The following is a 24,348-nucleotide window of genomic DNA, read 5'->3' on the forward strand; positions in this document are numbered from 1 at the left end:
CTTGAAATCGTAGCCGACATGGGTGGGCCGCCCGCTTCCCGTTTTGCTGGGTGGAAAGGGGCGGCCCGGGCACTACGGACGGTTACGGCCGCCAGCCGCTCAGTACGCCCTCGTACAGCTCCGTGTCCGTCAGCTCGCGGGGGGTGGGACCCGCGTGGAAGAAGGACGTGTTGCCGGTCTTCAGCTTGCGCAGGTAGTCGAAGGCCTTGCTGTCGTGCTCGCCGAAGGCGACGAAGGAGAAGAAGACGGCCGGGTGGGTCTGTGCCGCACCGGTGAGGGCCTGGGTGGCGGGTGTCTTCGCGTCCGGGGCGCCGTCGGTCTGGAAGACGACGAGGGCGGGCGTGCCGGGAGCGGCGTTCTTCTCGTAGTGGGCGAGTACGGCCTCCACGGCGGCGTGGTAGCTGGTACGGCCCATGCGGCCGAGGCCGGCGTGGACGTCGTCGATCTTCGTCTCGTGGTCCGGGGCGAGGGCGAGGTCGGCGGTGCCGTCGACCTCGGTGGAGAAGAAGACCGTGTGGACCGTGGCCTCGGGGTCCACGTGCGCGGCGAGGGCGAGGGTCTGGTCGGCGAGGGCCTGGGCGGAACCGTCCTTGTAGTACGGCCGCATGCTCGCGGAGCGGTCGAGGACGAGGTAGACCTTGGCGCGGGTGCCGGTGAGGTCGGTCTTCTTGAGGCTGGCCGCGGCGGCCCTGTAGGCGGTGGCGAGGGAGGGGGCGCGGGACCTGACCTTGGTGAGGGGGATGGCGGGGGTCTTCTTGGCCGGGTCGTCCTGCGGGGTGGTCGGTGCTTCGGCCGTCGGCTGCGGTTCGGCCGCCGGTTCCGCCTCGGCCGTTGCCTCCGGTTCGGTCGCCGGTTGCGTCTCGGCTTCGCCTTCGGTCGCCGGTTCCGCCTCGGCCGTTGCCTCCGGCTCGGTCGCCGGTTGCGTCTCTGCTTCGCCTTCGGTCGCCGGTTCCGCCTCGGCCGTTGCCTCCGGCTCGGTCGCCGGTTCCGCCTCGGCTTCGCCTTCGGCGCCGGTGTTCCCACCCGCACCACCCGTGCGGCTTTCGTCGTCGGCCGCGGGTGGCCCCTGCGGGGCGTCCTCGCCGTCGGCTGCCTGCGGGACGGTCGCTTCTGCGGTTTCCGGCCCAGCGGGTTCCTCGGCTTCGGGCTTCTCGGCGGTCGGCTGTGCGGCCTCGGTCGGTTCTTCGGCACCGGGCTTCTCGGCGACCGGCTGTGCGGCCTCGGCGGGCTCCTCCGGTCGTGTCTCCTCGGCGACCGGCTGCTCGGTCTGCGTCGGCTCCTCGGGGCGTGCCTCCTGCGTCGTCGGCTCCTCGGGCCGTGCCTCCCGCGCCGTCGGCTCCTCGGCCTCGGCGAGCTCCTTCGGCTCCGACGGGCGGGGGACCTGGACGTTCTCGAAGGCCGCTGTCACCAGGTCGTGCTCACCGGGGGACGAACGGCGCGGTTCGGGAACGGTGGGGGTCGGCTCCTCGGAGGCCGGGGCTTTCGGCGTCTCCGCGGCGGGCGCCGGGATTTCCGGTGCCGTCGCGGTGGGGGCCGGGTCTTCCGCGGCCGTCGCAGACGTGGTGGACGGTTGCGTCGGGTGGCGGTCCGCACCCTCTGCCTCGATGGCACGTCCCTTGCGGGAGCGGCTGAATGCGTTCCGCAGGAGAGTGAGAATGCCCATGTGCGCAACCCTTCGCGTGCGTGGATGCCCGATGATCCCTGGCCAGGACGGACACGTAAGGTTAGCGAAGCGCTCAGTGGGGGGAAGCGATCGACCGGGCCGCTGCGACTTCCTGGCGGAGTGGTTCCAGGACACTGCCCGCGGGCCCGGTGAGATCGGTGCGTACCGGAGTGAGGATTTCCGCGTCGCGCACCCCCTCCGACAGCTCGCGGAGCTGGAGCGTGATCTGGGCGATCTCAGCCGTGGAGGGCGGCGTCGCCCCGTGCCGCACCCGGACCCGGGCGGCCGTCGTGGCGTCGACGATCCGCTCCACCGCGACGACCAGCGGCCACCAGGCGGCGGCGCGGCGGCCGGTCGGCGGGGGTTCGGTCAGGGCCCGCTGGAACTCCGTACGGATGACCGAGAGGTCGCGGTAGAGGCGGCGGCGCGTACGTGCCCGGGCGGCGGGGTCGGCGCCGGTGCCGGTGGCGAACGCCGTCTCCACGTAGGCCGCCGTGTCCGCCACCGCGTCCGCCAGGCGGTCGCCGACGCGGGTGCGCCAGCTCTCCGGCCACAGGAGGTACCCGGCCGTCAGGGCGATCGCGCAGCCGAGCAGTGAGTCCGTCAGGCGCGGCAGGAGAAGGGCCGTGCCCAGGTGGTTCAGGATGTCGGACAGGAGCAGGATCACCGGGGTGATCGCCATCGTCTGGTGGCCGTAGCCTCGCGGGGTCAGTGCCGGGATCAGGGGCGCCAGAACCAGCATCGCCAGCACGTCCCACCAGCCCGTCGGGACCTCCGCCAGCACCAGCGCGGCGATCACCAGCCCCGCCACCGTGCCGAGGGCGCGCAGCAGGGCGCGGGAGAAGACCGAACCGAAGTCGGGCTTGAGGACGAAGGTGACGGTCAGGGCCACCCAGTAGGAGCGCGGGACCGGGATCAGGGACACGAGGGCCTGGGCGATGCCGATGCAGACGGCGAGGCGCAGGCCGTAGCGCCAGGAATTGGCGGAGAGCACGACGTTGCGGGCGGTTCGGGCGGTGCGGATGCCGAGGGCCGCGGGGCGGCCCAGGCGGTCGTCGATGCCCCGGGGGTCCACGTCGGGGACCGTGACGACCTCGGCCGTGTGGCGCACGGCGTGGTCCACGGCCCGGGCCGTCTCCGTCACGGGAACGGGGAGGTCCAGGGCTATCGGGCCCGTGTAACCGGTCTCCACCGCGTGCGACAGGTGGCGGACCGTCTCCGGGATCTGGGGCGGCAGCGGCCGGCCTGCCAGCTGGGCGGCGGGGGCGGCCTCCACCACGGGGGTGACGGCGTTCAACTGGGCGAGCAGCCGGGTGAGTTCGCGGCTGCGGCCGTGGTGGCGGGCGCGCCGGGCCAGGATCAGGTCGTAGGACTGGTTGAGGGACTGGGTGACCGCCCGGCGGGCCTCGTCGTACTCCTCGGTCCGGTCCGTGCCGGAGACGGCGAGGAGCGCGGCGACGGTGCGGTAGGTGGCGGCCACCGCCGCGCGTTCGGGCACGCCGGAGCGCAACGGCCAGGCCAGCAGGGCGAGGAGGAGGACCAGCAGGCCGCCTCCCGTCATCAGGGCCGGGGCCAGCCACCAGGGGCGCGGGAGCGGCAGGCCCGCGCCGACCACGCAGTTCAGCAGGAGGAGCAGACCCGAGACCGAGGCCACCGCGCCGATCGTCGAGATCATCCCGGAGACCAGGGCGGTCGCGGTCACGACGGCGACCGCGTACCAGCCGTGGTCGTACACCAGCGCGCCCAGGGTCACGCCGATCGCGCCGAAGAGCTGCGGGACGGCGATGTTGAGGATGCGCATGCGGTAGGCGTCGGCGGTGTCGCCGATGACACCGGACAGGGCGCCCATGGAGGCGAGGGCGCCGTACGCCGGGTAGCCGGTGACGAGGCCGACCGCCAGGGGAACGCTCATGCCCGCGGCGGCGCGGGCCATGGCGGCCTTGTTGACGGGGGCCTGCTGGGGGCGGAGGTTCCTCACCAGCCAGCCGGGAGGGGTGAGACCGATGGGGAACTCGCGCGACATGGGGTCATTATCGCCGGTCGGCTCCGGACCGTCCGGAGTCGTCCCCGGCCCGCGTCCTGCTCCACCCGGCTCATCGGCGCTGGTAGAGGACGAGATCCACGACGAGGGCGCGGTGGTCGCTGCCGGTGACGCGCAGGAAGCGGGCGCCGGTCGCGGTGAAGTCCCGGGAGAGCAGTACGTGGTCGATCTGGGCGCCGATGACGGAGGCCGTGCGCGCGGGCCAGCTCGGGGTGCGGCCGTGGCCGGCGAGAGGGGCGGCATCGGACAGACCGGTGTCGAGGATGCGGCGGAAGGCCGCGTGGTCCTGGGTGGCGTTGAAGTCGCCGGCGAGGATGGTGGGTGTGTGCGGATCGGCGGCGGCGAAGGCGCGGAGCCTGCCGAGTTCACGGTGCCACAGGCCGACCTGCCGGGGCAGCGGGGGCATGGGGTGGGCGAGTTGGATGCGTACGGGGTGCCCGTGCACGTCGGCGACGGCGCCGGGCATGCCCATCGTGCCGCGGACGCCCGCGGTGGGCCGGAGCGGGAAGCGGCTGAGAATGAGGGAGCCGTGCGAGCCGGCCGCGCGGACCGCCCGGCGGTATCCGTACGTCCCCGCGAAGTCCTTTTCCAGGGTGGCCTGGCAGGTGTACTCGCACTCCTCGACGAAGACGACGTCGGGGCGGCGGTCGCGGATCCACGGGACCAGGGCGGGGGTGCCGCGGCCGAACTCCACGTTGGAGGTCAGCACCCGCAGCGTGGTGACCGGTGGACCGCCGGGTTCGCCGGTGCGGCCGTAGGGGTCCAGGTACCAGGCGAGCACGCCGAGTACGGCGACCCCGCACACCAGTCCCGGCCACCAGCGGGCGAGCAGCGCGCACAGCAGGGCGAAGACGGTCGGCACCAGCAGCCAGGGCAGGAACGCGAGGAGCTGGGGAACGGGGGTGACGCCGTCGGTGTCGGCGGCCCGGCAGCCGGCCACCACGCCGACTCCGGCCAGCAGCAGTCCGGCACACCAGGCGCCGAGCCTGCGTCCGGGGCGTCGGTTCACGGGCCGAGCCTACGACCCGCTGTGCGCCGGGCGCCAGGAGATCCCGAGTGCCCGATTCGACTCGCCCGCACCCTTCGCATGGGGTGGGCGGTGCGGATGCCGTCGAGCGTGGAGGCGCCGGCGCCGGCACCGGCTCACGCATCCACAGGCTGGGGACGGCGCGGCGCCGAGTCGGGTGCCGGGCCGTCAGGTCTGGGCACCAGGCGGACCGAACGCCGCAGCCGGCGGGTGTGCGGTGTGGGTGCCGGGCCGTCAGGCCTGGGCCCGGCTGGGTGTCTGGGCTGGGGCGGGAGCCGCGGGGGACACCGGTGTGCCGGACGTGTGCCCGATGCGCACCAGGCGGACCGAACGCCGCAGCCGGCGGGTCAGCCACGCGGTCAGCGCCACGGTGAGACCGAGGCCGAGCAGCAGCCAGGAGACCGTGCGCAGGGTGCCCGTGAGGGCGTCGTACACCGCACCTGCCGCCGGGTGGGGGACGTCCGCGGGCAGGCCGGCGAGGCTGAGGCCGCGGCCGACGGCGACGGCCAGGGCGAGCAGCCCGCCGCCCAGGGCCGTGCCCAGCGCGGTCGCGGTGACGGCGCGGCGGCGGTGGACCGCCAGGGCGATGCCGGTCGCGGCGAAGGCGACAGCCGCCACCGGCAGCCAGAATCCTGCGACTTCGAGCACGTGGAAACCCTTCCGGAGTGGGACCAGTTCGCCCGCCGGGAGCACGGAGACCGCGGTGTGCTCCACCGGGATCCGCGCAGCGAGCGGCACATGATCCCGGGTCAGCTGACGCTTGACCTGGTCGGTGACGGGGGCGAGGTCGACGGTGACCGGGCGCCGGGCGCTGTCGTCCCCCTCGTCGCGCAGGGCGCGCAGGACCGCGTCGTGGATGACCCGGTTGCCGGTGTCCCAGGCCAGCCGGAAGGCCTCGGTCTGGGTGAAGGAGCGCACCGCGTCGCGTACGAACGGCCGGACGGAGCCGCCCGCCGGGCGGACGTCCAGGTGCTGGTCCACCGCCCGCATGATGCCGTCCCCGACGGTGTCCGCCACGGCCTCCCGTACGTTCGGGTCGGCGGCGAGCGGTGCCATCGTGGTGACGTACCGGCCCGTGTCGGCGAGCCCGTACGCCGCCCAGGCCGCCAGCGCGCCGAACGGCACGAGGAAGCAGGAAAGGGCGAGCAGTGCGGCCGACAGGGCGCTGCGGAGACGTGGGGGCACGCTTCCAGGCAACGGCCTGCGGAGCGCGGGCGCGAGCGGAGCGCGTGCGTTCGGGCGACGGGCCTCACCCCTTGACGGAACTGGGGTTTCCGCTCTCCGGTGGAGGGTTCGCCCGAACGGGTGTTTCCTGGTGTGGGGGAAGGAGGCCGGCGCTGAGCCGGGTGAGGGAAGCGGGGAACACACGGAGCGTGGGCTCCGGCCGGGACCCACGCTCCGTCGTCGCGCCGGGCGCGCTCAGTGGATCCGGCGCCCGGAAGCGTCCTCACGCGTGTAGTAGCGGTAGAAGAATCCGGCGAACGTGCACCCCGCGATGACCAGCGAGATCAGTACGGTCCGCCAGACCGAGTGCGGCGACTGGATGTACAGGAAGCCGAACGCGACGCCGGCGAACGCCGACCACAGCAGCGCGTGCAATTCCCGCGACATCCGCGGAGCCAGCGTCAGCAGGGCGATGCACACCACCGCGAACACCAGCGCGCTGATCCAGCCGAGCAGCATGTTCCCGCCGGTGATGGGGCCGCCCTGGCGGTTGTCTGCCGCGACCCAGTAGCCGTAGAGCAGGCCCAGCGCCACCGGGACGGCGATGTGGCCGATGCGGTGGCTGCGCTCGTCGAAGATGTCGGGCGGACGGGCGCGCCCGTAGGAAGCCCGTTCGCCGATCTCCGGCCGGCCGCCGGGACGGGTCGTACCGCCGGGCGCGGGTGCCGCTTGAGCCATGAGAGCACTCCTCTCTCCCTGCCCCCGCCTTCCAGAGCACACCTGGGGACAGGGCCTGGCAAGTCGGCCAGGAGGGTGACGGGTGCCCGGATGCGGCCGGTCCTCTCCCGTGCTTCGCTGGGAGGCGCCGAGAAACATGGAGGGCTGCCCGCCGTGACGGACGTGGAGTACGGCCGGCGGCGTCAGCTGCTGCGTGTGCGCGGCCGGAACGCCGTCTGGAGCGGCAGGCCCTGCACATCCAGGACATCGCCGAGACCACCCGCCGCACCGTGCTGCGCCCGCTGCCGCCGCGCTGGGGCGGTCTGGAGCACGCCGGCGTCTATCTGGCGGCCGAGGCCGACGCCCGGGTCGGCGGCGACTTCTACGACATCCAGCCCGGCCCGCACGGCACCCGCCTGTTCGTCGGCGACGTCCAGGGCAAGGGCCTCGGCGCGGTGGAGACGGCCGCCGCGCTGCTCGGTACCTTCCGTGAGGCCGGATACCACGAGAGGGACCTCGCGACCGTCGCCGAACGCCTGGAGACCCGGATGCTGCGGCACTGCCTGCACACGGCCGCCCTCGGCCGCGACGACGGCGACCGGTTCGCCACCGCCGTGCTGATCGGCTTCCCCGAGGACCCCGTGGAAGCCGTCGAGGTCGTCAACTTCGGCCATGAGGCCCCGCTCGCCGTCGGCCCGCACGGCGTCCGCGAGCTGCCCAGCGGGGACGGTCTGCCGCTCGGCCTGGGCGAGCTCGCGGGCGGTCTGCCGTCCGTGCACCGGGTGCCGTTGGCCGCCGAGGAGACCCTGCTGCTGGTCACCGACGGTGTCACCGAGGCGCGCGGCAGAAGAAGCGGCTTCTATCCGCTGACCCCGGACATCGCCGACGCGTTCGCCGCAGAACCGGGCCGGACCGAGCCCAAACGGCTGGTCCGCCGGGTACGCGACGGCGTCCTGCGCCACAGCGGCGGCCGCCTGGGCGACGACACCACGGTGTTCGCCGTGCGGCGGATCCACGAGGCGGGCGAAGGCGGCGAAGGGGGACGTTTGCTGTCCTGAGGCGCCGGTTTGCAGCCGCAGCGGTTACGGTGCTGGCTGGAGAGCCGACCAGGGTCGGCAGGGGGGGAGGGACGATGCCCGGAACCGTGCTGCTGCTCGCGGCCTCGCCGCTGGGGCGGGGACGCCTGGTGGACGCGGCCGGTGTGCTGCCGGTGCTGGCCGCCGTCGCCCCCGCCGTGCTGTCCGGCACCGAGACCGCCAACGTCGTCGAGCTCGCCGACCCGTTGGAGCCGCAGGCCGTGCTCACACGTCTGCGCGCCGCCGCGGCCGCGCCCGGACCGCTGACCGTGTACATCGCCGGACAGCTCCAGCTGGACCGCCGGCAGCGGCTGCCGCACCTGGCGCTGGCGCGCACCACCGCCGCCACCGTCCGCTACACCGCGCTGCCCTGGCACTGGATCCGGGAGGAGCTGCGGCTGCGCTCCGCCGCGGACACGGCGCTCGTGGTGGATCTGCACGCGAATGCGGAGGCCTTCGGCCAGGTCGCCGAGCGGGGACTGGACTGCGGTCCCAACGCCGCCGTGTACGGACGCGTCGCGCCCGCGCCCGGCCGGCGGGGCCCGGCCGAGCCGGCGTACATGAAGGCCGTGGCGACGCTGTTGCGGAGCGGTCACCGTCCGCCGCTCGCGGCGTTGCACGAGCAGGCGTCGGCCCGGGTCGCCGAGGCAGGCGCGGGCCGGGACCTGGTGCTGGCCGTGCCCGGCGGCTTCGCCCCCGGGCACCCGCTCGCGCATCCGCCCACCGGTCCCGGCCGGCCGGACGGGCGCTCCCGGAACCCGGTCGCCGACCCCCACGCCGTCATCAGCGCGGCCGTGCAGGCCGGGCGGCACGGAGACGCCGATCTCATCGCGGCCCGGCACGAGCAGCTCGCCGTACGCGCCCAGGGCCCCGCCTCAGACGAGGCCCTGCACTGGGCCGAGGTCCGTGCGGACCTCGCCATGTTCGCGGGGGACGCCGTGCGCAGCTGCCGGGCGTGGCTCGCGGTCGCCGGGGTGCGGCTGGCCGCGGGGCAGCCGGTGGACTCGCCCGCCGTGGAGGCGGCCGTCGACCGGGCGCACCACCAGTGGACCCGGATCAAGGACGCGGTGCCGGCCCGCGAACTGGGTGCCGCACTCGCGGAGTTGCGGTTCAGGGTGCCGGGGCGCCGGCAGGGTGCGCTGGAGAACGTCCAGCGGCAGCTGCGGCAGCTCCAGGCGGCACCGTAGGCCACGGCACCCTAGGCCACGGTCCCCGTTCGGTGCGCGAAGGTCGGGTCAGGCCGCGGACAGCAGCGCCAGGGCCCCGGAGACGAGCGTGCGCACGCCCGGGGCGATCGTGGACAGATCGGGGGCGAAGTGCGGGCTGTGGTTGCTCGGCACGGCCGCGAACTTCTCCGGAAGGCTGTCGCCCGGGGCCCGGTCCCACACCTCGGCGGGCGTGGTGGTGACGAACCAGTACGAGTACGGGATCGAGCCGAGCGCCAGCTCGGGGAAGTCCTCGCTGCCCATCGCCGGGCCCGGGTCGAACACCGTGCCCGCGCCGAAGACCTCCCCGTGCACGGCGGCGACCGAGGCGTCGGTGGCCGCGTCGTTGACGGTCACCGGGAAGGTGTTGCCGACGGTGACCTCCGGCTCGCGCGGGCAGCCGGCGGCCAGGCACTCGCCGTGCGCGATGCGCCGGACGGCCCCGAGCATCCGCTGCCGGACGGCCTCCGACTGACTGCGCAGATTCAGCGAGATCCGCGCCTGGGACGGGATGATGTTGTGCCGGGTGCCGGCCTCGATGCGGCCCACGGTCAGCACCGCGGACTCGCCCGCGGCGATCTCCCGCGAGACGACGGTCTGCAGCCGGGTGACGAGATAGGCGGCGGTGACGACCGGATCCACGGTCGACTCCGGACGCGAACCGTGCCCGCCCCGCCCGTGCACCACGATGTCGACGTCCGTCGCGGCGGACATGATCAGCCCCGGTGAGTGCGGGTACAGGCCCGCCGGGCCGGGGGCGGCATGCTGTCCGAGCAGGACGTCGGGCCGCCCGAACCGCTCGTACAGCCCGTCCGCGAGCATCCGGGTCGCGCCCTGCCCGGTCTCCTCGGCGGGCTGTCCGAGGACCAGCAGGGTGCCGTTCCAGGCGTCCCGCCCGGAGGCCAGTGCGCCGGCGGCACCCGCCAGCCAGGTGACGTGCAGGTCGTGCCCGCAGGCGTGCATCACCCCGTCCGTCTGCGAGGCGTACGGCAGCCCGGTCTCCTCCGGCACCGGCAACGCGTCCATGTCGGCCCGCAGCAGCACGGTCGGGCCGTCACCGTTGCGCAGCCGGCCCACGACTCCGGTGCCGCCGACGCCCTCGGTGGTCTCGAACCCGGCGTCCTGCAGCCGGCCCGCCAGCGTCCCGGCGGTGCGGTGTTCGCGCAGCGACAGTTCGGGGTGGCGGTGCAGGTCCCGGTACAGGTCCTCCAGGTCCGTCACCGGGAGGTCGGAGGTCAGGTCCAGGGCGGTACGGGCGGCGGCAGAGGTCATGGCCGCAGCGTAGGCCTGCGGCGGGGCGGGCGGGAGGGGCCCTCGGGCGGATCCCGGCGAGCGGGGAACGGCTGCTTGCGGTACCGCCCGGGTCAGGGCCGCGCCGGTTGCGTGCCGGGCGCCGCCTGCCGGGCCGGGGCGGCCGGTCCGGTGTCCGCCGCGTGGGCCGGGCCCGCGTTCGCCGCGACGAGCAGGGCCGCCGTGGCGATCACCGCGGCGGCGACGGCCCTGCGTGCGTTGGTGTTTCCGTAGGGTGCGGATGTACGTCCGGGCACGGCGACCTCGCAACACAACAGCGACGTATTAAGCAGACTTAATCCGCCGTTTAACCTAGGGGCTGCGCCGGGTCAACGGCAAGAGGTGCCAAGGGAGTTGGGGGGACCACAGGATGCACGAGCGGGACGATCCGGCGGTCATCGGACGGCGCGTACAGCAACTGCGCACCCAGCGCGGGCTGACCCAGCGGCAGCTGGCGGAGCCCGCCTACACACCCGCCTACATCTCCACCCTGGAGGCGGGCCGGGTGCGGGCCTCCGACGAGGCGCTGCGGCACATCGCGGGCCGGCTCGGCGTGGCGTTCGAGGAGCTGGCCGTCGGCCGCCCCGCCCATCTCGCCACCGACCTGCGGCTGCGGCTCACCGAGGCCCACCGGGTCCTCGCCGACGGCCGGGCCGAGGAGGCCGCCGGCCGGTACGCGGCGCTGCTCACGGAGGCCGAGACGCACGGGCTGGGCGCCGAGCAGGCCGGCGCGCTGATCGGGCTCGGTGAGTGCGCCCTGGAGACCGGCGAACTGACGCGGGCCCGGGAGTGCTTCGAACGCGCCGAGGCGCACCTCGCGGACGCGTCCCTCCCGGTGCGCGTGCCGGCCGTCCGCGGTCGCGCGGTCGCGCACTATCTGGCGGGTGAACTCCGGTACGCCGTCTATCTGCTGGAGTCCGCCCTCGACGAGCTGAACCGTGGCGGACTGCACGACCCCGACGCGCTGCTGCTGCTCTACGCCAGCGTCATCGGCCCGTACATGGACATGGGGGCGCACGCCCGGGCAGCCCAGGCCGCCGAGTTCGCGCTCGCCCTCGCGCCGCAGGCGGGCGACCCCGCGCTCATCGCCCGGATGCACCGCTCGGTGGCCCGCACCCTGATCGCCGAGGGCCGGGTCGCCGAGGCCGACGCCTCCCTCGCCAAGGCCGCCGAGCTGTACCGCCGGCTGTGCCTGCGCACCGAGCTGGCCAACTGCCACTGGATGCGCGGCTACATCTGCGCCCAGAACGGCGAACTGGAGCGTGCCGAGGCCGAGTTGCGCCAGGCGCACACCATGCTCGCCGAGTCCCGGGCCGCCCTGTACCGCAGCCAGGCCGCCGTGGAACTGGCCGACGTGCTGCACCGCCGCGGGAAGTCCGCCGAGGCCGCCGCACTCCTCGAGGACGTCCTCGGGCACTTCTCCTCCGAGCGCGGCGCGGTGCACTCCGCCGCCGCCCACCGGCTCCTCGGCATCATCGCCGAGGACGCCAGGGACACCGAGGCCGCCGAGGAGCACTACGTCCGCGCGCTCAGCCTGCTGGAACGCGCGGGCGCCGCCGGCGACCTGGCCGACCTGTGCCGCCTCCTCGGCGACCTGCTGCGTCGCACGGGCCGCGTCGAGGCCGCCCTGGACGCCTACCGCACGGGTCTCGGCCACCGTAGGACCCCGGGCACGACGACGCTGGGTCCGGCGCCGGCCCAGCCACCGCTGTGAGACCTCCGGATCAGACCTGGGCCCGCCCCTGTCTGCGGATGTCCGCCAGGCGCATCGCGCCGATCTGGACGGCGGCCTGGGTGGCGTCGTTCGGTACGTCGCCCAGGCCGCCGTTGGTCAGGGCGAACGCGTCCTGGCCGACCCGGACGGCGGCCACGTCCAGCGTGAGCAGGGCCTGCCGGCCGTTCCGGTCGGTGGCGGCGAGGCGGACCCGCAGGCCCTGCCGCGCGTCCCCGACCTTCGGCAGCGGGGCATCGGTGACCTGGACGTCCTCCGTGATCCCGGTCTGCGTGGTGGCGGTGAACCGGGCGCAGCGCGCCGGCATGGTGCCGAGCCAGGCGAGCGCCTTGTCGACGTCGGCGGGGCGGCGGGCGGCGATCTGGTAGCGCAGCTGGGCGTCGGTGTCGGCGTCGTCCAGGCCGACGGCGACGCGGGCGGGAGCGCCGAGGAGTTCGTCGCTGTAGAGGGCGTCCAGCAGCGGCTGGCAGTCGCCCGCGCCGGTGGTCGCCTTCAGCAGCTGGTCCCGCCAGGTGGCCGCGCCCCGGGTGGCCGTCCAGGGGGCGCCGAGGTCGGTCTCGTGGATGAGTGCCGCCTGCGCCTGCTCGTCGGTGAGCGTGGAGCCGTCGCCCCGCCCGGGCGGCTTGCGCGTCGGGCTCGGCTTGTCGATCACCGGCAGCGGTGGGGTCGCGGTCTGCTGCTGGTGCAGGCCGAAGGCCGCGCAGCTGCCGATGGCGATGAGACCGGCGGCCATGAGGGTGAGCCGGAGGCGGCGGCGGGTGCGTATCGCGTCGGTCAACGACCTCATCGACATCATCGAGGTGCCTCCTGAGCTGCGGGCCGGTGCGGTGCCTGCTCTCACGCCACCACCGCCCCGACCGCCCCACCAGCGCTCCGGGCCGTCCGGGTGAGGGGCTCGCACAAATGCCTCGCCCCGTTGCTTCGCCGGCTGCTACGTTCGGCCTATGCAGCGCGCCCCGCAGTGTCCGAAGAGCACGACGACGCCGGAGACCGTCCCGGCGCGCTGACACCTGACCAGCATCGAAGCCCCGGGGCGAACGCCCCGGGGCTTGCGTCTGCGTGGGTGTTCGCCTCCCTCGGTGAGGAGCCCACCCATGAACGACGCACTCCCCGACCACCGCCGCCTCGGCCGCGAACTCGGCCTGTTCGACACCGATCCGCTGATGGGCGCCGGCCTGCCGTACTGGCTGCCCGACGGCGCGGTCGTCCGGCACACCCTGGAGGAGTACATCCGGGAGGCCGAACGCCGGGCCGGGTACCGGCACGTGTACTCGCCCGCGCTCGGCAAACGGGAGCTGTACGAGATCTCCGGACACTGGGACCACTACAGCGACGACATGTACCCGCCGATGAAACTCGGCGCCGAGGAAGTCGTCCTGCGTCCCAGCCTGTGCCCCCACCACGCCCTGATCTACCGCTCCCGCTCCCACAGCTACCGCGAACTCCCCTTGCGGGTCGCGGAGCTGGGCAGCATGCACCGCGCCGAACTCTCCGGCGTCCTGGGCGGCCTGACCCGCGTGCGCGCCATCCAGCTCAACGACGCCCACATCTTCTGCACCCTCGACCAGGCGGTCCAGGAGGCACGGGCGGCGCTGGAGCTGATCGCCCGCGCCTACGCCGACCTCGGCATCGAGGCCGTACGGCACCGCCTCTCGCTGCCCGGCGAGGGCGGCGAGTACGTCGCCGACCCCGCACTGTGGCGCCGGGCGACCGAACTGCTGCGGCAGGTGCTGGACGAATCGGGCATCGGCCACGAGGAGGCCGAGGGCGAGGCGGCCTTCTACGGCCCCAAGATCGACGTGCAGATCGCCGACCCGGCCGGCCGCGAGTCCACCCTGTCCACCGTGCAGATCGACTTCCACCAGCCGGCCCGCTTCGACCTGCACTACATCGGCGCGGACGGCGCGAAGCACCGCCCGGTGATGGTGCACCGCAGCATCATCGGCAGCGTCGAGCGGGCCGTCGCCCACCTGATCGAGGCGCACGCCGGTGCCCTCCCGGCCTGGCTGGCCCCCGTCCAGCTGGTCGTGCTGCCGGTCGCCGGGGAGCAGGTGGAGCAGGCGGCGGCGCTCGTCCGCGAGGCCCTCGCCCTGGGGCTGCGGGCCGAACTCGCCGGTCCCGAGGAGGGCACCCTGGGCGCCCGCATCCGCGCCGCGCGCCTGGTGCCGTACCAGGCGGTGATCGGCGCCCGTGAGGCCGGTGCGGGGCTGGCCGCCGTACGCCTGCGGGACGGGCGCAGGCCCGGCGGGCTGCCGGTGCCGGAGCTGCTGTCCCGGATCGCGCAGCGGGTGTCGGCGCGCGGCACCGCCCTGTGGGAGTGACCGTACTGATCTAAGGTCGGCGTGACGGAAGGAGTCCGCCGTGACCGGTCAGCCCAATCCCGTGATCATCGACTGCGACACCGGGGTCGACGACGCCCTCGCCCTGCTGCTGGCCGTGCGCCATCCGGGCCTCGATCTGCGGGCGGTGACCTGCGTGGCCGGGAACACGGACGTCGACGGCGTGGTCCGCAACACCCTGACCGTGCTGGAGCGGGCGGGCGCCCCGGACATCCCGGTGGGCCGGGGCGCCGAACGCCCGCTGATCGAACCGGCCCGCTCGGCACGGCACGTGCACGGTTCCGACGGCATGGGCGACCTGGGCCTGCCCGCGCCGACCCGGGCTCCGGCGGCGGTGGACGCCGTCACGCTGCTGCACCGCGAGATCCTGGCCTCGCCGCGTCCGGTCACCCTGATCCCGACCGCACCTCTGACGAACATCGCCCTGCTGCTGCGCACCCACCCGGAGGTGACCCGCAACATCGAGCGGATCGTCTTCATGGGCGGCGCGGTGGCCACCGGGAACGCCACGCCGGTCGCGGAGTTCAACGTCTGGCACGACCCGGAGGCGGCGGCGGTCCTGCTCACGGCCGGTGTACCGATCACGATGTACGGCCTGGACGTCTTCAGGCAGGTCGTCGTGCCCGCACCCGAGGTCCACCGGCTGCGCGCGAGCAGCGACCCCGGCACCCGCCTGGCCGGCGATCTCCTCGCCCACCGGCCGACCGCGCAGGGCGAGGCCCCGCAGGCGGAGGAGGCGGGCGGCCTCGGCGACGCGGGCGCGGTCTGCGCGGTCGCCGACCCGCAGGGCATCACCACCCGCCTCCTCCCGGTCGAGGTCTCCCTCGCCCCCGGCCCGACCCGGGGCCAGACGGTAGTCGACCGCCGCCCGCGCCCCGGCGAGTCCGAGATCCACGAGGGCAGGCGCGAACAGACCCTGGTCGACGTGGCGTTGGAGGTCGACGTGGACCGTTACGTGAAGCTGTACCTGGAGGCGGTGGAGCGCCCCTAGGCCGCGTTGCGCCACAACGGGCGCGTCCCCGCACCGAAGGTTCCCTTTCCGGGCAATGTGGACAGATTCTCTGTACTGTCGTCCTTTCCGAAGGGAGCCCGCATGGCGGACCGCTCGCCGGACCTCTCCTCCAAGAACCCCGACTGGTGGCGCCGGGCCGTCATCTACCAGGTGTACCCCCGCAGCTTCGCCGACGCGGACGGTGACGGCCTCGGTGACCTGCGCGGCATCACCCAGCGCCTGAACCACCTCGCCGCCCTCGGTGTCGACGCCCTGTGGCTGAGCCCCTTCTACCCCTCGGAACTGGCCGACGGCGGCTACGACGTCGCCGACCACCGGGACGTCGACCCGCGTCTGGGCACCCTGGACGACTTCGACGCGCTGGTCGCCGAGGCGCACCGGCTCGGTCTGAAGGTCGTCGTCGACGTCGTCCCGAACCACACCTCGCACCGGCACCCGTGGTTCCAGGAGGCCCTGCGCGCCGCCCCCGGCTCACCGGCCCGCGACCGCTACGTGTTCCGGCCGGGCCGGGGTGCGCACGGCGAACTCCCGCCCACGGACTGGCAGTCCGTCTTCGGCGGCAGCGCCTGGAAGCGGACGTCCGACGGCGAGTGGTTCCTGCACCTCTTCGCCCCCGAACAGCCCGACCTCAACTGGGACAACGAGGAGGTCCGCGGCGACTTCCGCAGGACCCTGCGCTTCTGGGCCGACCGGGGTGTCGACGGCTTCCGCGTCGACGTCGCGCACGGCCTCGCCAAGGACCTCACCGAACCGCTGCGGGACGTCGGCGACATCGGCGCCACGGGCGAGACGGCCCTGCCGCTCGTGGAGCCGGGCAGCCACCCGTACTGGGACCGCGACGAGGTCCACGAGATCTACCGGGACTGGCGCAAGGTCCTCGACGCCTACCGCCCGCCGCGCAGCGCCGTCGCCGAAGCCTGGGTCCCGGGCGCCCGCCGCGCGCTGTACGCCCGCCCGGACGAACTCGGCCAGGCGTTCAACTTCGAGTACCTGGAGACGCGTTGGGATGCCGGTGAGCTGCGCCGGGCCATCGCCGACGAGCTGGCCTGCGCGCAGGCCGCCGGTGCCGCCGCCACCTGGGTGCTGTCCAACCACGACGTCGTACGTCACGCCTCCCGCCTGATGCTCCCGCCCGGCACCGACCCCGCTGCCTGGCTGCTGTCCGGGGGCACCGCGCCCGCGATCGACGCGGAGGCGGGTCTGCGCCGGGCCCGCGCCGCCACCCTCCTCATGCTCGCGCTGCCCGGGTCGTCGTACCTCTACCAGGGCGAGGAACTCGGTCTGCCCGAGGTCGCCGACCTGCCCACCGAGGTGCTCCAGGATCCGATCTGGGAGCAGACCGGGCATGTCCGCAAGGGCCGCGACGGCTGCCGGGTGCCGCTGCCCTGGACGGCGGGCGGGCCGTCGTACGGCTTCGGGCCCGGTGGCGCCTGGCTGCCGCAGCCGCCGTCCTTCGCGGCGTACGCCGTCGAGGCGCAGACGGGGACGGAGGGCTCGACGCTGGAGCTGTACCGCGCCGCCCTGCGGCTGCGCCGCAAACTGCTGGAGGGCGAGACGCTGACGTGGGCGCCGGACGCCCCCGCCGGCGTCCTGGACTTCACCCGCTCCGGCAGCTGGCGCTGTGTGACCAACCTCGGCGGGGCGGCTGCGCCGCTGCCGCCGGGGGAGGTGCTGCTGGCGAGTACGCCGCTGCCCGACAGCCGGACCCTGCCTCCCGACACGACTGTCTGGCTCGCCTGAGCACCGCTGCCCGCCGTCCGATCGCGCGCGGCGTCGTCGTGGCTGGTCGCGGTTCCCTTCGCGGCGCGGTCAGCCGCCCGTCGGGCCGGGGCTGGGCGCTGCCGGAGCGTTGCCGCCGAGCAGTCCGCTCAGGTCGACCGGCGTCGACGTGGGGTTGGGCGGCGGAGTGAGCACCACCTCCGGCTGGCCGGCGGCCGGGGGCGGCGGGGTCAGGTCGGAGGCGGGCAGCTTCGGCGGGGTCGTCTGCTGGAAGATCGTCTGGTCGAAGTCGACGAAGCCGGTCTTCTCCATCACCGTCATGTGGTCCAGCACGGTGTTGTTGGCCTGGTCGGCGAGGGCACGCACCAGCGAGTTCTTGGTCGTGGACCGGATCTTCGAGATGGTGTTGAAGATCGCGCCGTGCGTCATCCGCAGGATGTTGGCGAAGTCGCTGTCGAACTTCTTCCCGCTGTCCGCCTTCAACTGGCTGACGAAGCCCTGCTGCTGGGGGCTCGGGAGGTCGGGCAGCGTGATGTTCAGCATCGGAGCGATCTTGCGGCAGGTGGTGTCCAGCGCCGCGTGCCCGTCGACCAGGTGCTTGCTGGCCGTGATGACGCCCGGTGTGCTGCCCTTCTGCAGCCCCATCTGGCCCACCGGGTACTCCCACAGACCGGCGGCCCGCACCTTCACCACGAAGTCCCGGTCCTGCTCGGTGAGCGGACCCCACTGGGTGTTGGCGATGACACGGTCCTGGGCGGTGGTGGCCTTCGTCAGACCGAGCATGCTCGGATAGGCGAGGGCCGCGAGCGTCATGGCCATCGCACCGCCCACGAAGAGAGTTCCCGTCGCGTTCCGCGAAAAGCGCACCGTGCCTCCTGCCCGGTCGTGGATCCCGCCCACGATGACGACGCGGGACGGTTCGGACGCACAGCAGTACGTACGGGGGAGCGGTTCGTCTCTGCGGTCCGGGTAAAGAAACATCAACAAGCGGGGCGGGCGGGCCGATTGCCAAGCTTTGGTGTACATGACAGATGGTTGGCGAAAGGTTGACCCGTCCTCGGGAGAAGGCGGACGAAAACCGGTCCTAGATTCGCCGCATGCCCCCACAGCCACCGCCCCGCATGCCCGCGTCCCGGCCCCCGGCTCCCGCCTCCCTTCCCGTCCTGCCCTACCGCAAGCCCACCAAGGGCCGCGACTACTGGGTCTTCGACGACGTCCTGCCCGAGGCCGACGCCGTACGTGAGCGGTGCCTGGCCAAGGACGACTGGGTCAAGGGCTACCCGTACACCTCCGAGACCTGGCCCGGCCTGCGCGCCATGCCCGGGCTGGAGCCCGGCGAACTCGCGCGGGTCGAGCGGCTGGTGAAGCAGGCCACCGGTGCGAAGGAACTGTGGGTGCAGCAGGCGCCCGGCGGCGGCACCCTGAACCACAACTGCGTCCAGGTCGTCGGAGAGGGCGAGAGCGAGCCCCGCCCGCACACCGACTCCCGCGCGCTGTGCCGGTACGCGGCCGTGCTCTACCTCAACCGCGGCGTGCCCAAGGACTGCGGCACCGCCTTCTACCGCCAGTCGCTGCCCGGCGGCCGGCTCGGCGGCAACATCGTCCAGGCCCCGCACAACAACCTCGTCGAGGCCCTGGGCACCCGGTTCGTGCCGGGTGACCACTTCGAGGAGGACGTCCGGGTGCCGCACAGGTACAACCGCCTGCTCCTCTACAACGCCAACCTCGTGCACAGCGCGACCGGCTACTGCGGCACCACCCTGGAGGAGAAGCGGATGACGGCGGTGTTCTTCTGGATGGCCTGACCGGGGTACGGCCGTTTGGGTGGCCCGACCGGCGTACGGCCGTTTCGTCAGGCGGTCACAGGACCAGCAGCAGCGTCACCAGGGCGGTGCAGCCGGCGCACACGGCGAGTGTGAGGGCCACGCAGCGGCGGCACAGCTCCTGGTAGCGGTGTTCGTACTCGGCACGCAGGGACGCGCAGCGCGCCGCGATGCGTTCCAGGTCGGCGCGGGCCCGGGCGAGGCTGTCGGCGGTGTAGCGGTGCTCGATCTCCTCGCGCTGCGCGGTGGTGAGCCATTCCAGCGGCCCGGTGAACTCCCGTGCCCGCTGCTCCGCCTCGGCGATCCGGGCCTGCCACAGCAGGTACCCCTCGACCTCGTTGGCGAGCGCGTCCCCGGCGCCCTGCCTCGCCGGACCGCTCACACCTGTCCTCGGCCGGTGGGCGACGGGGCGGCGAACGCGTGCTCCTGCATGGCGATGTCGGGGTGGTGCAGGTCGAAGGCCGGGGACTCGCTGCGGATCCGCGGCAGGGTGACGAAGTTGTGCCGCGGCGGCGGGCAGGACGTCGCCCACTCCAGCGAGCGGCCGAAGCCCCAGGGGTCGTCCACCTCGACCGGCTTGCCGTACTTGGCCGTCTTCCACACGTTGTAGAGGAACGGCAGCATCGACAGGCCGAGCAGGAACGAGGCGATCGTCGAGACCGTGTTCAGGGCGGTGAAGCCGTCGGCCGCCAGGTAGTCGGCGTAGCGGCGCGGCATGCCCTCGGCGCCCAGCCAGTGCTGGACGAGGAAGGTGCCGTGGAAGCCGATGAACAGCGTCCAGAAGGTGATCTTGCCGAGGCGCTCGTCCAGCATCTTGCCGGTCATCTTCGGCCACCAGAAGTGGAATCCGGCAAACATCGCGAACACCACGGTGCCGAAGACGACGTAGTGGAAGTGGGCCACCACGAAGTACGAGTCGGAGACGTGGAAGTCCATCGGCGGTGAGGCCAGGATGACACCGGTCAGACCACCGAAGAGGAAGGTGACGAGGAAGCCGGTCGCCCAGAGCATCGGCGTCTCGAAGGAGAGACTGCCCTTCCACATCGTGCCGATCCAGTTGAAGAACTTCACCCCGGTCGGTACGGCGATCAGGAACGTCATGAAGGAGAAGAACGGCAGCAGGACCCCGCCGGTGACGTACATGTGGTGGGCCCACACCGTCGCGGACAGACCGGCGATCGAGATGGTCGCCGCGATCAGGCCCATGTAGCCGAACATCGGCTTGCGGGAGAACACCGGGATGACCTCGGAGACGATGCCGAAGAACGGCAGCGCGATGATGTACACCTCCGGATGGCCGAAGAACCAGAAGAGGTGTTGCCACAGCAGCGCTCCGCCGTTGGCCGGATCGTAGACGTGGGCGCCGAAGATGCGGTCCGCCGCCAGGGCGAACAGCGCGGCGGCCAGCACCGGGAATGCGAGCAGGACCAGGACGGCGGTCAGCAGCACGTTCCACACGAAGATCGGCATGCGGAACATCGTCATGCCGGGGGCACGCATGCAGATGATCGTCGTGATGAAGTTGACCGAGCCGAGGATCGTGCCGAAGCCGGAGAAGGCCAGACCCAAGATCCACAGATTCGGACCCAGGCCGATGGAGAACCTCGCATCGGACAGGGGGGCGTAGGCGAACCAGCCGAAGTCGGCCGCGCCGTCCGGGGTGAGGAAGCCGCCCACCGCGATGAGCGAGCCGAACAGGTACAGCCAGTAGGCGAACATGTTCAGCCGCGGGAACGCCACGTCGGGCGCGCCGATCTGCAGCGGCATGATCCAGTTGGTGAAGCCGGCGAACAGGGGTGTCGCGAACATCAGCAGCATCACGGTGCCGTGCATCGTGAACAGCTGGTTGTACTGCTCCTTGGAGACGATCTGCAGGCCCGGCCGGGCCAGCTCGGCGCGGATGATCAGCGCCATCAGGCCGCCGGCCAGGAAGAACGCGAAGGACGTCCCCAGATACAGCGTGCCGATCGTCTTGTGGTCGGTGGTCGTCAGCCACTTCACCACGACGTTGCCCGGCTGCCTGCCCCTGAGCGGCACCTCGCGCTCGTAGGCGTCCTCGGGTGCAGCGGAACCATGGGGTTCGTTGAGGATGCTCACAACTCGTCCGTCTCCTGATGCTCGCGGTCCGCGCACGCCATGACGTCGGCTATCCGCCATCCTCGCTGCGGGACGGCGGATGCGGCGCCCTGAGCGGCCGACGCGCGGCCGAACGTGTGAGGGATGCACCCGAACGGCCCAGCAGCCCCGCTGCCTGGCCCTGACGGAGTCCGCGCACGCTTCGTGTGTGGGGCGGCGTGGGGCGCGGTACGGATGCAGGCATGAGCAGTATCGCCATTGTGGGCGCCGGGCCGGGGCTCGGGACCGCTGTCGCGCGGCGGTTCGGACGGGAGGGGTTCACGGTGGCCCTCGTCGCCCGGGACCGGGACCGGCTGGACGCGCTGGTGCGGGACCTCGGCGAGAGCGGCGTCGCCGCCCGGGGGTTCGCCGCCGACGTGCGCAGGCCTGAGGAACTGGCCGGCGCGCTGGAGCGGGCGGCGGGCGAGCTGGGGTCCGTGGAGGTGCTGCAGTACAGTCCGGTGCCGCACCGGGACTTCATGCGGCCGGTGCTGGAGACCCGGCACCGGGATCTCGTCGGGCCCATCGAGTTCTCCGTGTACGGGGCCGTCGCCGCCGTGCAGCAGGTGCTGCCGGGGATGCGCCGGCTGGGGCGCGGGACGATCCTGTTCGTCAACGGCGGGACCGCCGTCGTACCGCACACCGAGCGGGCCGGGACGTCCATCGCGTTCGCCGCCGAGAGCGCCTACGGCCATCTGCTGCACGAGCGGCTCGCGTCGGAGGGCATCCATGTGGCGCAGCTCGTGATTCCCGGGGCGATCACTCCGGGGCATGTCCGCAAGGATCCGGCCGTGCTCGCGGAGACGCTGTGGGGCCTGCACCGGGACCGGCGCGGCTTCCGGCACTTCGCCGACGACCTCGGCAGCTGAGCCGCACGGACCGGCTCGCTGACTGGGCACCGTCAACCTGCGGGGTGGGTGTTCGTAGGTCAATATGGGGATGCTGGCCGCATTGCTCTCTTCGAGGGGGCCTCCATGGCTGTCGATATCCCCGCGATCATCAAACCCGCCCGGCTCAGGAGCCGGGGCGGGCTGCTGGGTGAGTGCGCCGCCGAGTTCCTCGGGACCTTCGTGCTCATCTGCTTCGGTTGCGGTGTCGTCGCGATGGCGGTCGCCTCGCTGCCCGGTTCCGGCCGGGCGGCGACGCCCACCACGATCTTCCTGGCGGCCGGCGACTGGCTGCTGATCTGCTGGGGCTGGGGGTTCGCCGTCGTCTTCGGCGTGTACGTGGCCGGCGGCGTCAGCGGCGCCCACCTCAACCCGGCGGTGACACTGGCCATGGCGGTGCGCCGCGGTTTCTCCTGGGCCAAGGTCCTGCCGTACTGGTGCGCGCAGGTCGTAGGCGCGTTCACCGGCGCGGCGCTCGTCTACCTCGTCTACCACGATGCGATCAACGCGTACGACCAGATTGCGCCGGGACCGAAGGTGAACGGGCACACGAACGCGACCTTCTCCATCTTCGCCACCTTCCCGGCGGCGTACTTCCACGGCGGCATCTGGGGGCCGCTGATCGACCAGATCGTCGGCACGGCGTTCCTGCTCATGCTGATCGGGGCCGTCCTCGACCTGCGCAACCAGGCGGTGAAGGCCAACCTCGCGCCACTGGTCGTGGGATTCGTCGTCGTCGCCATCGGCATGTCCTACGGCGCCAACGCGGGCTATGCCATCAACCCGGCCCGCGACTTCGGGCCGCGCCTGCTCACCTACGCGGAGGGCTGGGGCAGTCTGGCGTTCCCGGGCAGCGTCTCCGGCACGTACAGCGGCTTCTGGTGGATCCCGATCGTCGGGCCGCTGATCGGCGGAGTGATCGGGATCATCGTGTACGACCTCTTCATCGGTGACGTCCTGCTGGTCCGGGCGGAGATGGCCGAGCTGCCGGAGCCGGGGCGGGCCACGCAGGTGCGCACCGCCGACGAGGAGTAGGCCTGCGGGCACTTCGGGGCCGGCCGGGCGGCCGGTGACGCGGTGGCGGCTGAACCGGCGTGTCACTCCGCCGTGGTGGGCGCCGGGCCGCATCGGCACCAGGGAGGCGGTCGGGCTCCGGTCGGGCTCAGCAGGGCGGCGGGCGCCTCCCGCGCCCTTCGGGCGTCCGTCGCCTTCCCCGTGCTCTCACAGCGGCCGGTTCGGCCAGTCCAGCAGGCGGGCGCCGATCACGGCCGTCTGGAGCATGTAGCGGTGCGCGGGGTCGGCCGGGTCCGCGCCGGTGAGTTTGTGGATGCGTTCCAGGCGGTAGGTGAGTGCGCGGACGCTCAGGGAGAGGCGGCGGGCGGCCTCGGCGGCCACGCAGCCGGAGTCGAAGTAGGCGCCGAGCGTGTCCAGCAGGGGTACGGCCCCGCCGCGGGCTTGGGCGAGCGGGCCGAGGGTGTGCGACACCAGGTCGACCAGGGCCTGCCGGTCCCTGGCGAGCACCGGGTAGACGAGCAGGTCGGCGGCGCGCAGCACCGGCCCGGGCAGTTGGAGCCGGTCCGCCATCTCCAGCGCGGCAAGGGCCTCCTCGTACGACTGCACGACCCCGCCGGCGCCGTGCTGCGGGCGGCCGATCGCGACCCGGCAGCCGTCCGTCGCCGCGTACGCCTGCTGGGCGAAGTGGAGGAGGATCTCGTCCTCGTCACCCGGCGCGACGCACAGCAGCCGGCCGTTCTTCGTGGTGAGCAGGATGCTGCGGGAGTCGAAGCGGGTGAGTACGGAGGCCTCGACCCGGCGGGCGACCGGGTTGCCCTCGACGTAGGCGGACGAGCACTCGGCGACGGCCACCGCGTGCGCCCGGGAGAGCCGGAGGCCGAAGCGTTCGGCCCGTTCGGCCAGGCGTCCCAGGTCGCTGCGGCCGTACAGCAGGTCGTCGATGAACTCCCGGCGCGCGGTCTCCTCGCGCCGCACGGCGATCCGTTGGGCGCGCTCGTAGCCCTCGGCGAACGCGTCGATCGCCTGTTCGACGGCGGCCAGTGTGGCCAGCCCGCTCTCGGCCGCGTGCGGGACGGCCGGCCAGCCGGCGCGGGTGGCGGCCAGGTGGGCGACCACGAGCTCGCGCAGGCCGTGCCCGGCCTCGGCCGCCTGCTCGCCCAGGGCGCGCCGGGCCTTCAGTTCCTCCCTGGTCAGCCGTCGGCCGGTGGCCGACACCTCGGCCAGCGTCCGGGCGAACCCGTCCAGATAGTCCTCGGACACATCACGTCTGTCGTGCCGATCCCCCATGCCGCCCCGTCCCCCGTGCCCCCGAGCGCCCGCGATCTTGACGCGCCGGTGACGCTTTCCTAGCGCATGTCCGGCATGAAGACCCTAGTGAACACTGCCTGAAACCGGCAATGCGCATGGGTGTCCGCTGCCGCACCATCCTCTGCGGGGAGCACTACGGAGGGTCGTGGTGCCGGGCACCGGAAGGTGCCCGGCCCAGGCCCGGCAGACCGCCGGCATCGCGGCCCCGGGGGGCTC

General features: G+C 73.2%; 19 protein-coding genes and 2 pseudogenes. 9 read left to right on the forward strand and 12 right to left on the reverse strand.

The window, feature by feature from the left end; translation table 11 throughout:
- Positions 1-82 precede the first annotated feature (82 nt).
- The 5 genes from ABZ919_RS10790 to ABZ919_RS10810 form a co-directional block, all read right to left on the reverse strand.
- Positions 83-1,663 carry a VWA domain-containing protein gene (locus ABZ919_RS10790; protein ID WP_361245337.1) on the reverse strand — a complete coding sequence of 527 codons (1,581 nt, stop codon included), beginning with the start codon at positions 1,661-1,663 and terminating at the stop codon, positions 83-85.
- A 73-nt stretch (positions 1,664-1,736) separates the two neighbouring features.
- Positions 1,737-3,686: an FUSC family protein gene (locus tag ABZ919_RS10795; protein ID WP_361245340.1), complete on the reverse strand. Its 1,950-nt coding sequence runs from the start codon at positions 3,684-3,686 to the stop codon at positions 1,737-1,739.
- Positions 3,687-3,756: 70 nt separating this feature from the next.
- The gene (locus ABZ919_RS10800; RefSeq protein ID WP_361245343.1) at positions 3,757-4,713 is read right to left on the reverse strand and encodes an endonuclease/exonuclease/phosphatase family protein; all 957 of its coding nucleotides are present in this window, start codon (positions 4,711-4,713) and stop codon (positions 3,757-3,759) included.
- Between the two features lie 252 nt (positions 4,714-4,965).
- A complete protein-coding gene (locus ABZ919_RS10805; RefSeq protein ID WP_361245345.1) occupies positions 4,966-5,916 on the reverse strand; it encodes a hypothetical protein in 951 nt (316 codons plus the stop codon).
- 234 nt (positions 5,917-6,150) lie between these two features.
- Positions 6,151-6,633, reverse strand: coding sequence for a hypothetical protein (locus tag ABZ919_RS10810; RefSeq protein WP_361245348.1), 483 nt, complete (start codon positions 6,631-6,633; stop codon positions 6,151-6,153).
- A gap of 218 nt (positions 6,634-6,851) precedes the next feature.
- Between ABZ919_RS10810 and ABZ919_RS10815 the strand changes: the two are divergent.
- Both ABZ919_RS10815 and ABZ919_RS10820 read left to right on the forward strand, forming a co-directional pair.
- Positions 6,852-7,670, forward strand: a pseudogene (locus ABZ919_RS10815) (PP2C family protein-serine/threonine phosphatase); the annotation flags it as partial.
- A 74-nt stretch (positions 7,671-7,744) separates the two neighbouring features.
- Positions 7,745-8,875, forward strand: a complete 1,131-nt coding sequence (locus ABZ919_RS10820) for a hypothetical protein (RefSeq protein ID WP_361245351.1) — start codon at positions 7,745-7,747, stop codon at positions 8,873-8,875.
- A gap of 48 nt (positions 8,876-8,923) precedes the next feature.
- Here the strand turns inward: ABZ919_RS10820 and ABZ919_RS10825 are convergent, their stop codons facing one another.
- Together ABZ919_RS10825 and ABZ919_RS10830 are read right to left on the reverse strand one after the other, a co-directional pair.
- Positions 8,924-10,165: an amidohydrolase gene (locus ABZ919_RS10825; RefSeq protein WP_361245354.1), complete on the reverse strand. Its 1,242-nt coding sequence runs from the start codon at positions 10,163-10,165 to the stop codon at positions 8,924-8,926.
- Positions 10,166-10,257: 92 nt separating this feature from the next.
- On the reverse strand, positions 10,258-10,440 hold the full coding sequence (locus tag ABZ919_RS10830) for a hypothetical protein (RefSeq protein WP_361245357.1): 183 nt from the start codon (positions 10,438-10,440) through the stop codon (positions 10,258-10,260).
- Between the two features lie 113 nt (positions 10,441-10,553).
- Here ABZ919_RS10830 and ABZ919_RS10835 point away from each other — a divergent pair, with 113 nt between their 5' ends.
- The gene (locus ABZ919_RS10835; RefSeq protein ID WP_361245360.1) at positions 10,554-11,897 is read left to right on the forward strand and encodes a tetratricopeptide repeat protein; all 1,344 of its coding nucleotides are present in this window, start codon (positions 10,554-10,556) and stop codon (positions 11,895-11,897) included.
- Between the two features lie 10 nt (positions 11,898-11,907).
- Here ABZ919_RS10835 and ABZ919_RS10840 read toward each other — a convergent pair whose 3' ends face one another.
- On the reverse strand, positions 11,908-12,693 hold the full coding sequence (locus ABZ919_RS10840) for a hypothetical protein (RefSeq protein ID WP_361245363.1): 786 nt from the start codon (positions 12,691-12,693) through the stop codon (positions 11,908-11,910).
- A gap of 316 nt (positions 12,694-13,009) precedes the next feature.
- On the opposite strand from ABZ919_RS10840, the gene thrS reads away from it, so the two are divergent.
- From thrS to ABZ919_RS10855, 3 genes are all read left to right on the forward strand, one after another.
- Positions 13,010-14,236 (forward strand): threonine--tRNA ligase, encoded by a 1,227-nt coding sequence (gene thrS / locus ABZ919_RS10845; protein WP_361245366.1) that lies wholly within the window; start codon positions 13,010-13,012, stop codon positions 14,234-14,236.
- Between the two features lie 40 nt (positions 14,237-14,276).
- Entirely contained in the window at positions 14,277-15,245 is a 969-nt protein-coding gene (locus tag ABZ919_RS10850) for a nucleoside hydrolase (protein ID WP_361245369.1), read from the forward strand.
- Between the two features lie 102 nt (positions 15,246-15,347).
- Positions 15,348-17,006 (forward strand): glycoside hydrolase family 13 protein, encoded by a 1,659-nt coding sequence (locus tag ABZ919_RS10855; RefSeq protein WP_361245373.1) that lies wholly within the window; start codon positions 15,348-15,350, stop codon positions 17,004-17,006.
- A gap of 69 nt (positions 17,007-17,075) precedes the next feature.
- Here the strand turns inward: ABZ919_RS10855 and ABZ919_RS10860 are convergent, their stop codons facing one another.
- Positions 17,076-17,816: a DUF4142 domain-containing protein gene (locus ABZ919_RS10860; RefSeq protein ID WP_361245761.1), complete on the reverse strand. Its 741-nt coding sequence runs from the start codon at positions 17,814-17,816 to the stop codon at positions 17,076-17,078.
- A 266-nt stretch (positions 17,817-18,082) separates the two neighbouring features.
- On the opposite strand from ABZ919_RS10860, the gene ABZ919_RS10865 reads away from it, so the two are divergent.
- Positions 18,083-18,790: a DUF6445 family protein gene (locus tag ABZ919_RS10865; protein ID WP_361245376.1), complete on the forward strand. Its 708-nt coding sequence runs from the start codon at positions 18,083-18,085 to the stop codon at positions 18,788-18,790.
- Positions 18,791-18,845: 55 nt separating this feature from the next.
- Here ABZ919_RS10865 and ABZ919_RS10870 read toward each other — a convergent pair whose 3' ends face one another.
- Both ABZ919_RS10870 and ctaD read right to left on the reverse strand, forming a co-directional pair.
- Positions 18,846-19,190, reverse strand: a complete 345-nt coding sequence (locus ABZ919_RS10870) for a cytochrome C oxidase subunit I (protein ID WP_361245379.1) — start codon at positions 19,188-19,190, stop codon at positions 18,846-18,848.
- A gap of 53 nt (positions 19,191-19,243) precedes the next feature.
- Positions 19,244-20,905 (reverse strand): annotated as a pseudogene (ctaD, locus tag ABZ919_RS10875) (cytochrome c oxidase subunit I); the annotation flags it as partial.
- A gap of 221 nt (positions 20,906-21,126) precedes the next feature.
- On the opposite strand from ctaD, the gene ABZ919_RS10880 reads away from it, so the two are divergent.
- Entirely contained in the window at positions 21,127-21,792 is a 666-nt protein-coding gene (locus ABZ919_RS10880) for an SDR family NAD(P)-dependent oxidoreductase (protein WP_361245382.1), read from the forward strand.
- A 105-nt stretch (positions 21,793-21,897) separates the two neighbouring features.
- The gene (locus tag ABZ919_RS10885; protein ID WP_361245385.1) at positions 21,898-22,845 is read left to right on the forward strand and encodes an MIP family channel protein; all 948 of its coding nucleotides are present in this window, start codon (positions 21,898-21,900) and stop codon (positions 22,843-22,845) included.
- A gap of 186 nt (positions 22,846-23,031) precedes the next feature.
- Here ABZ919_RS10885 and ABZ919_RS10890 read toward each other — a convergent pair whose 3' ends face one another.
- On the reverse strand, positions 23,032-24,111 hold the full coding sequence (locus ABZ919_RS10890; protein WP_361245387.1) for a helix-turn-helix domain-containing protein: 1,080 nt from the start codon (positions 24,109-24,111) through the stop codon (positions 23,032-23,034).
- Between the last annotated feature and the right edge of the window lie 237 nt (positions 24,112-24,348).

The sequence above is a fragment of the Streptomyces sp. NPDC046759 genome (assembly GCF_040645475.1).
GTDB lineage: Bacteria > Actinomycetota > Actinomycetes > Streptomycetales > Streptomycetaceae > Streptomyces.

What these genes read in the sequence shown, in the direction of transcription:
- thrS (WP_361245366.1), top strand. Translation starts at nt 13,010, where the DNA reads ATGAACGACGCACTCCCCGACCACCGCCGCCTCGGCCGCGAACTCGGC.
- ABZ919_RS10890 (WP_361245387.1), bottom strand. Translation starts at nt 24,111, where the DNA reads ATGGGGGATCGGCACGACAGACGTGATGTGTCCGAGGACTATCTGGAC.
- ABZ919_RS10810 (WP_361245348.1), bottom strand. Translation starts at nt 6,633, where the DNA reads ATGGCTCAAGCGGCACCCGCGCCCGGCGGTACGACCCGTCCCGGCGGC.
- ABZ919_RS10835 (WP_361245360.1), top strand. Translation starts at nt 10,554, where the DNA reads ATGCACGAGCGGGACGATCCGGCGGTCATCGGACGGCGCGTACAGCAA.
- ABZ919_RS10885 (WP_361245385.1), top strand. Translation starts at nt 21,898, where the DNA reads ATGGCTGTCGATATCCCCGCGATCATCAAACCCGCCCGGCTCAGGAGC.
- ABZ919_RS10795 (WP_361245340.1), bottom strand. Translation starts at nt 3,686, where the DNA reads ATGTCGCGCGAGTTCCCCATCGGTCTCACCCCTCCCGGCTGGCTGGTG.
- ABZ919_RS10880 (WP_361245382.1), top strand. Translation starts at nt 21,127, where the DNA reads ATGAGCAGTATCGCCATTGTGGGCGCCGGGCCGGGGCTCGGGACCGCT.
- ABZ919_RS10825 (WP_361245354.1), bottom strand. Translation starts at nt 10,165, where the DNA reads ATGACCTCTGCCGCCGCCCGTACCGCCCTGGACCTGACCTCCGACCTC.
- ABZ919_RS10855 (WP_361245373.1), top strand. Translation starts at nt 15,348, where the DNA reads ATGGCGGACCGCTCGCCGGACCTCTCCTCCAAGAACCCCGACTGGTGG.
- ABZ919_RS10865 (WP_361245376.1), top strand. Translation starts at nt 18,083, where the DNA reads ATGCCCCCACAGCCACCGCCCCGCATGCCCGCGTCCCGGCCCCCGGCT.
- ABZ919_RS10820 (WP_361245351.1), top strand. Translation starts at nt 7,745, where the DNA reads ATGCCCGGAACCGTGCTGCTGCTCGCGGCCTCGCCGCTGGGGCGGGGA.
- ABZ919_RS10790 (WP_361245337.1), bottom strand. Translation starts at nt 1,663, where the DNA reads ATGGGCATTCTCACTCTCCTGCGGAACGCATTCAGCCGCTCCCGCAAG.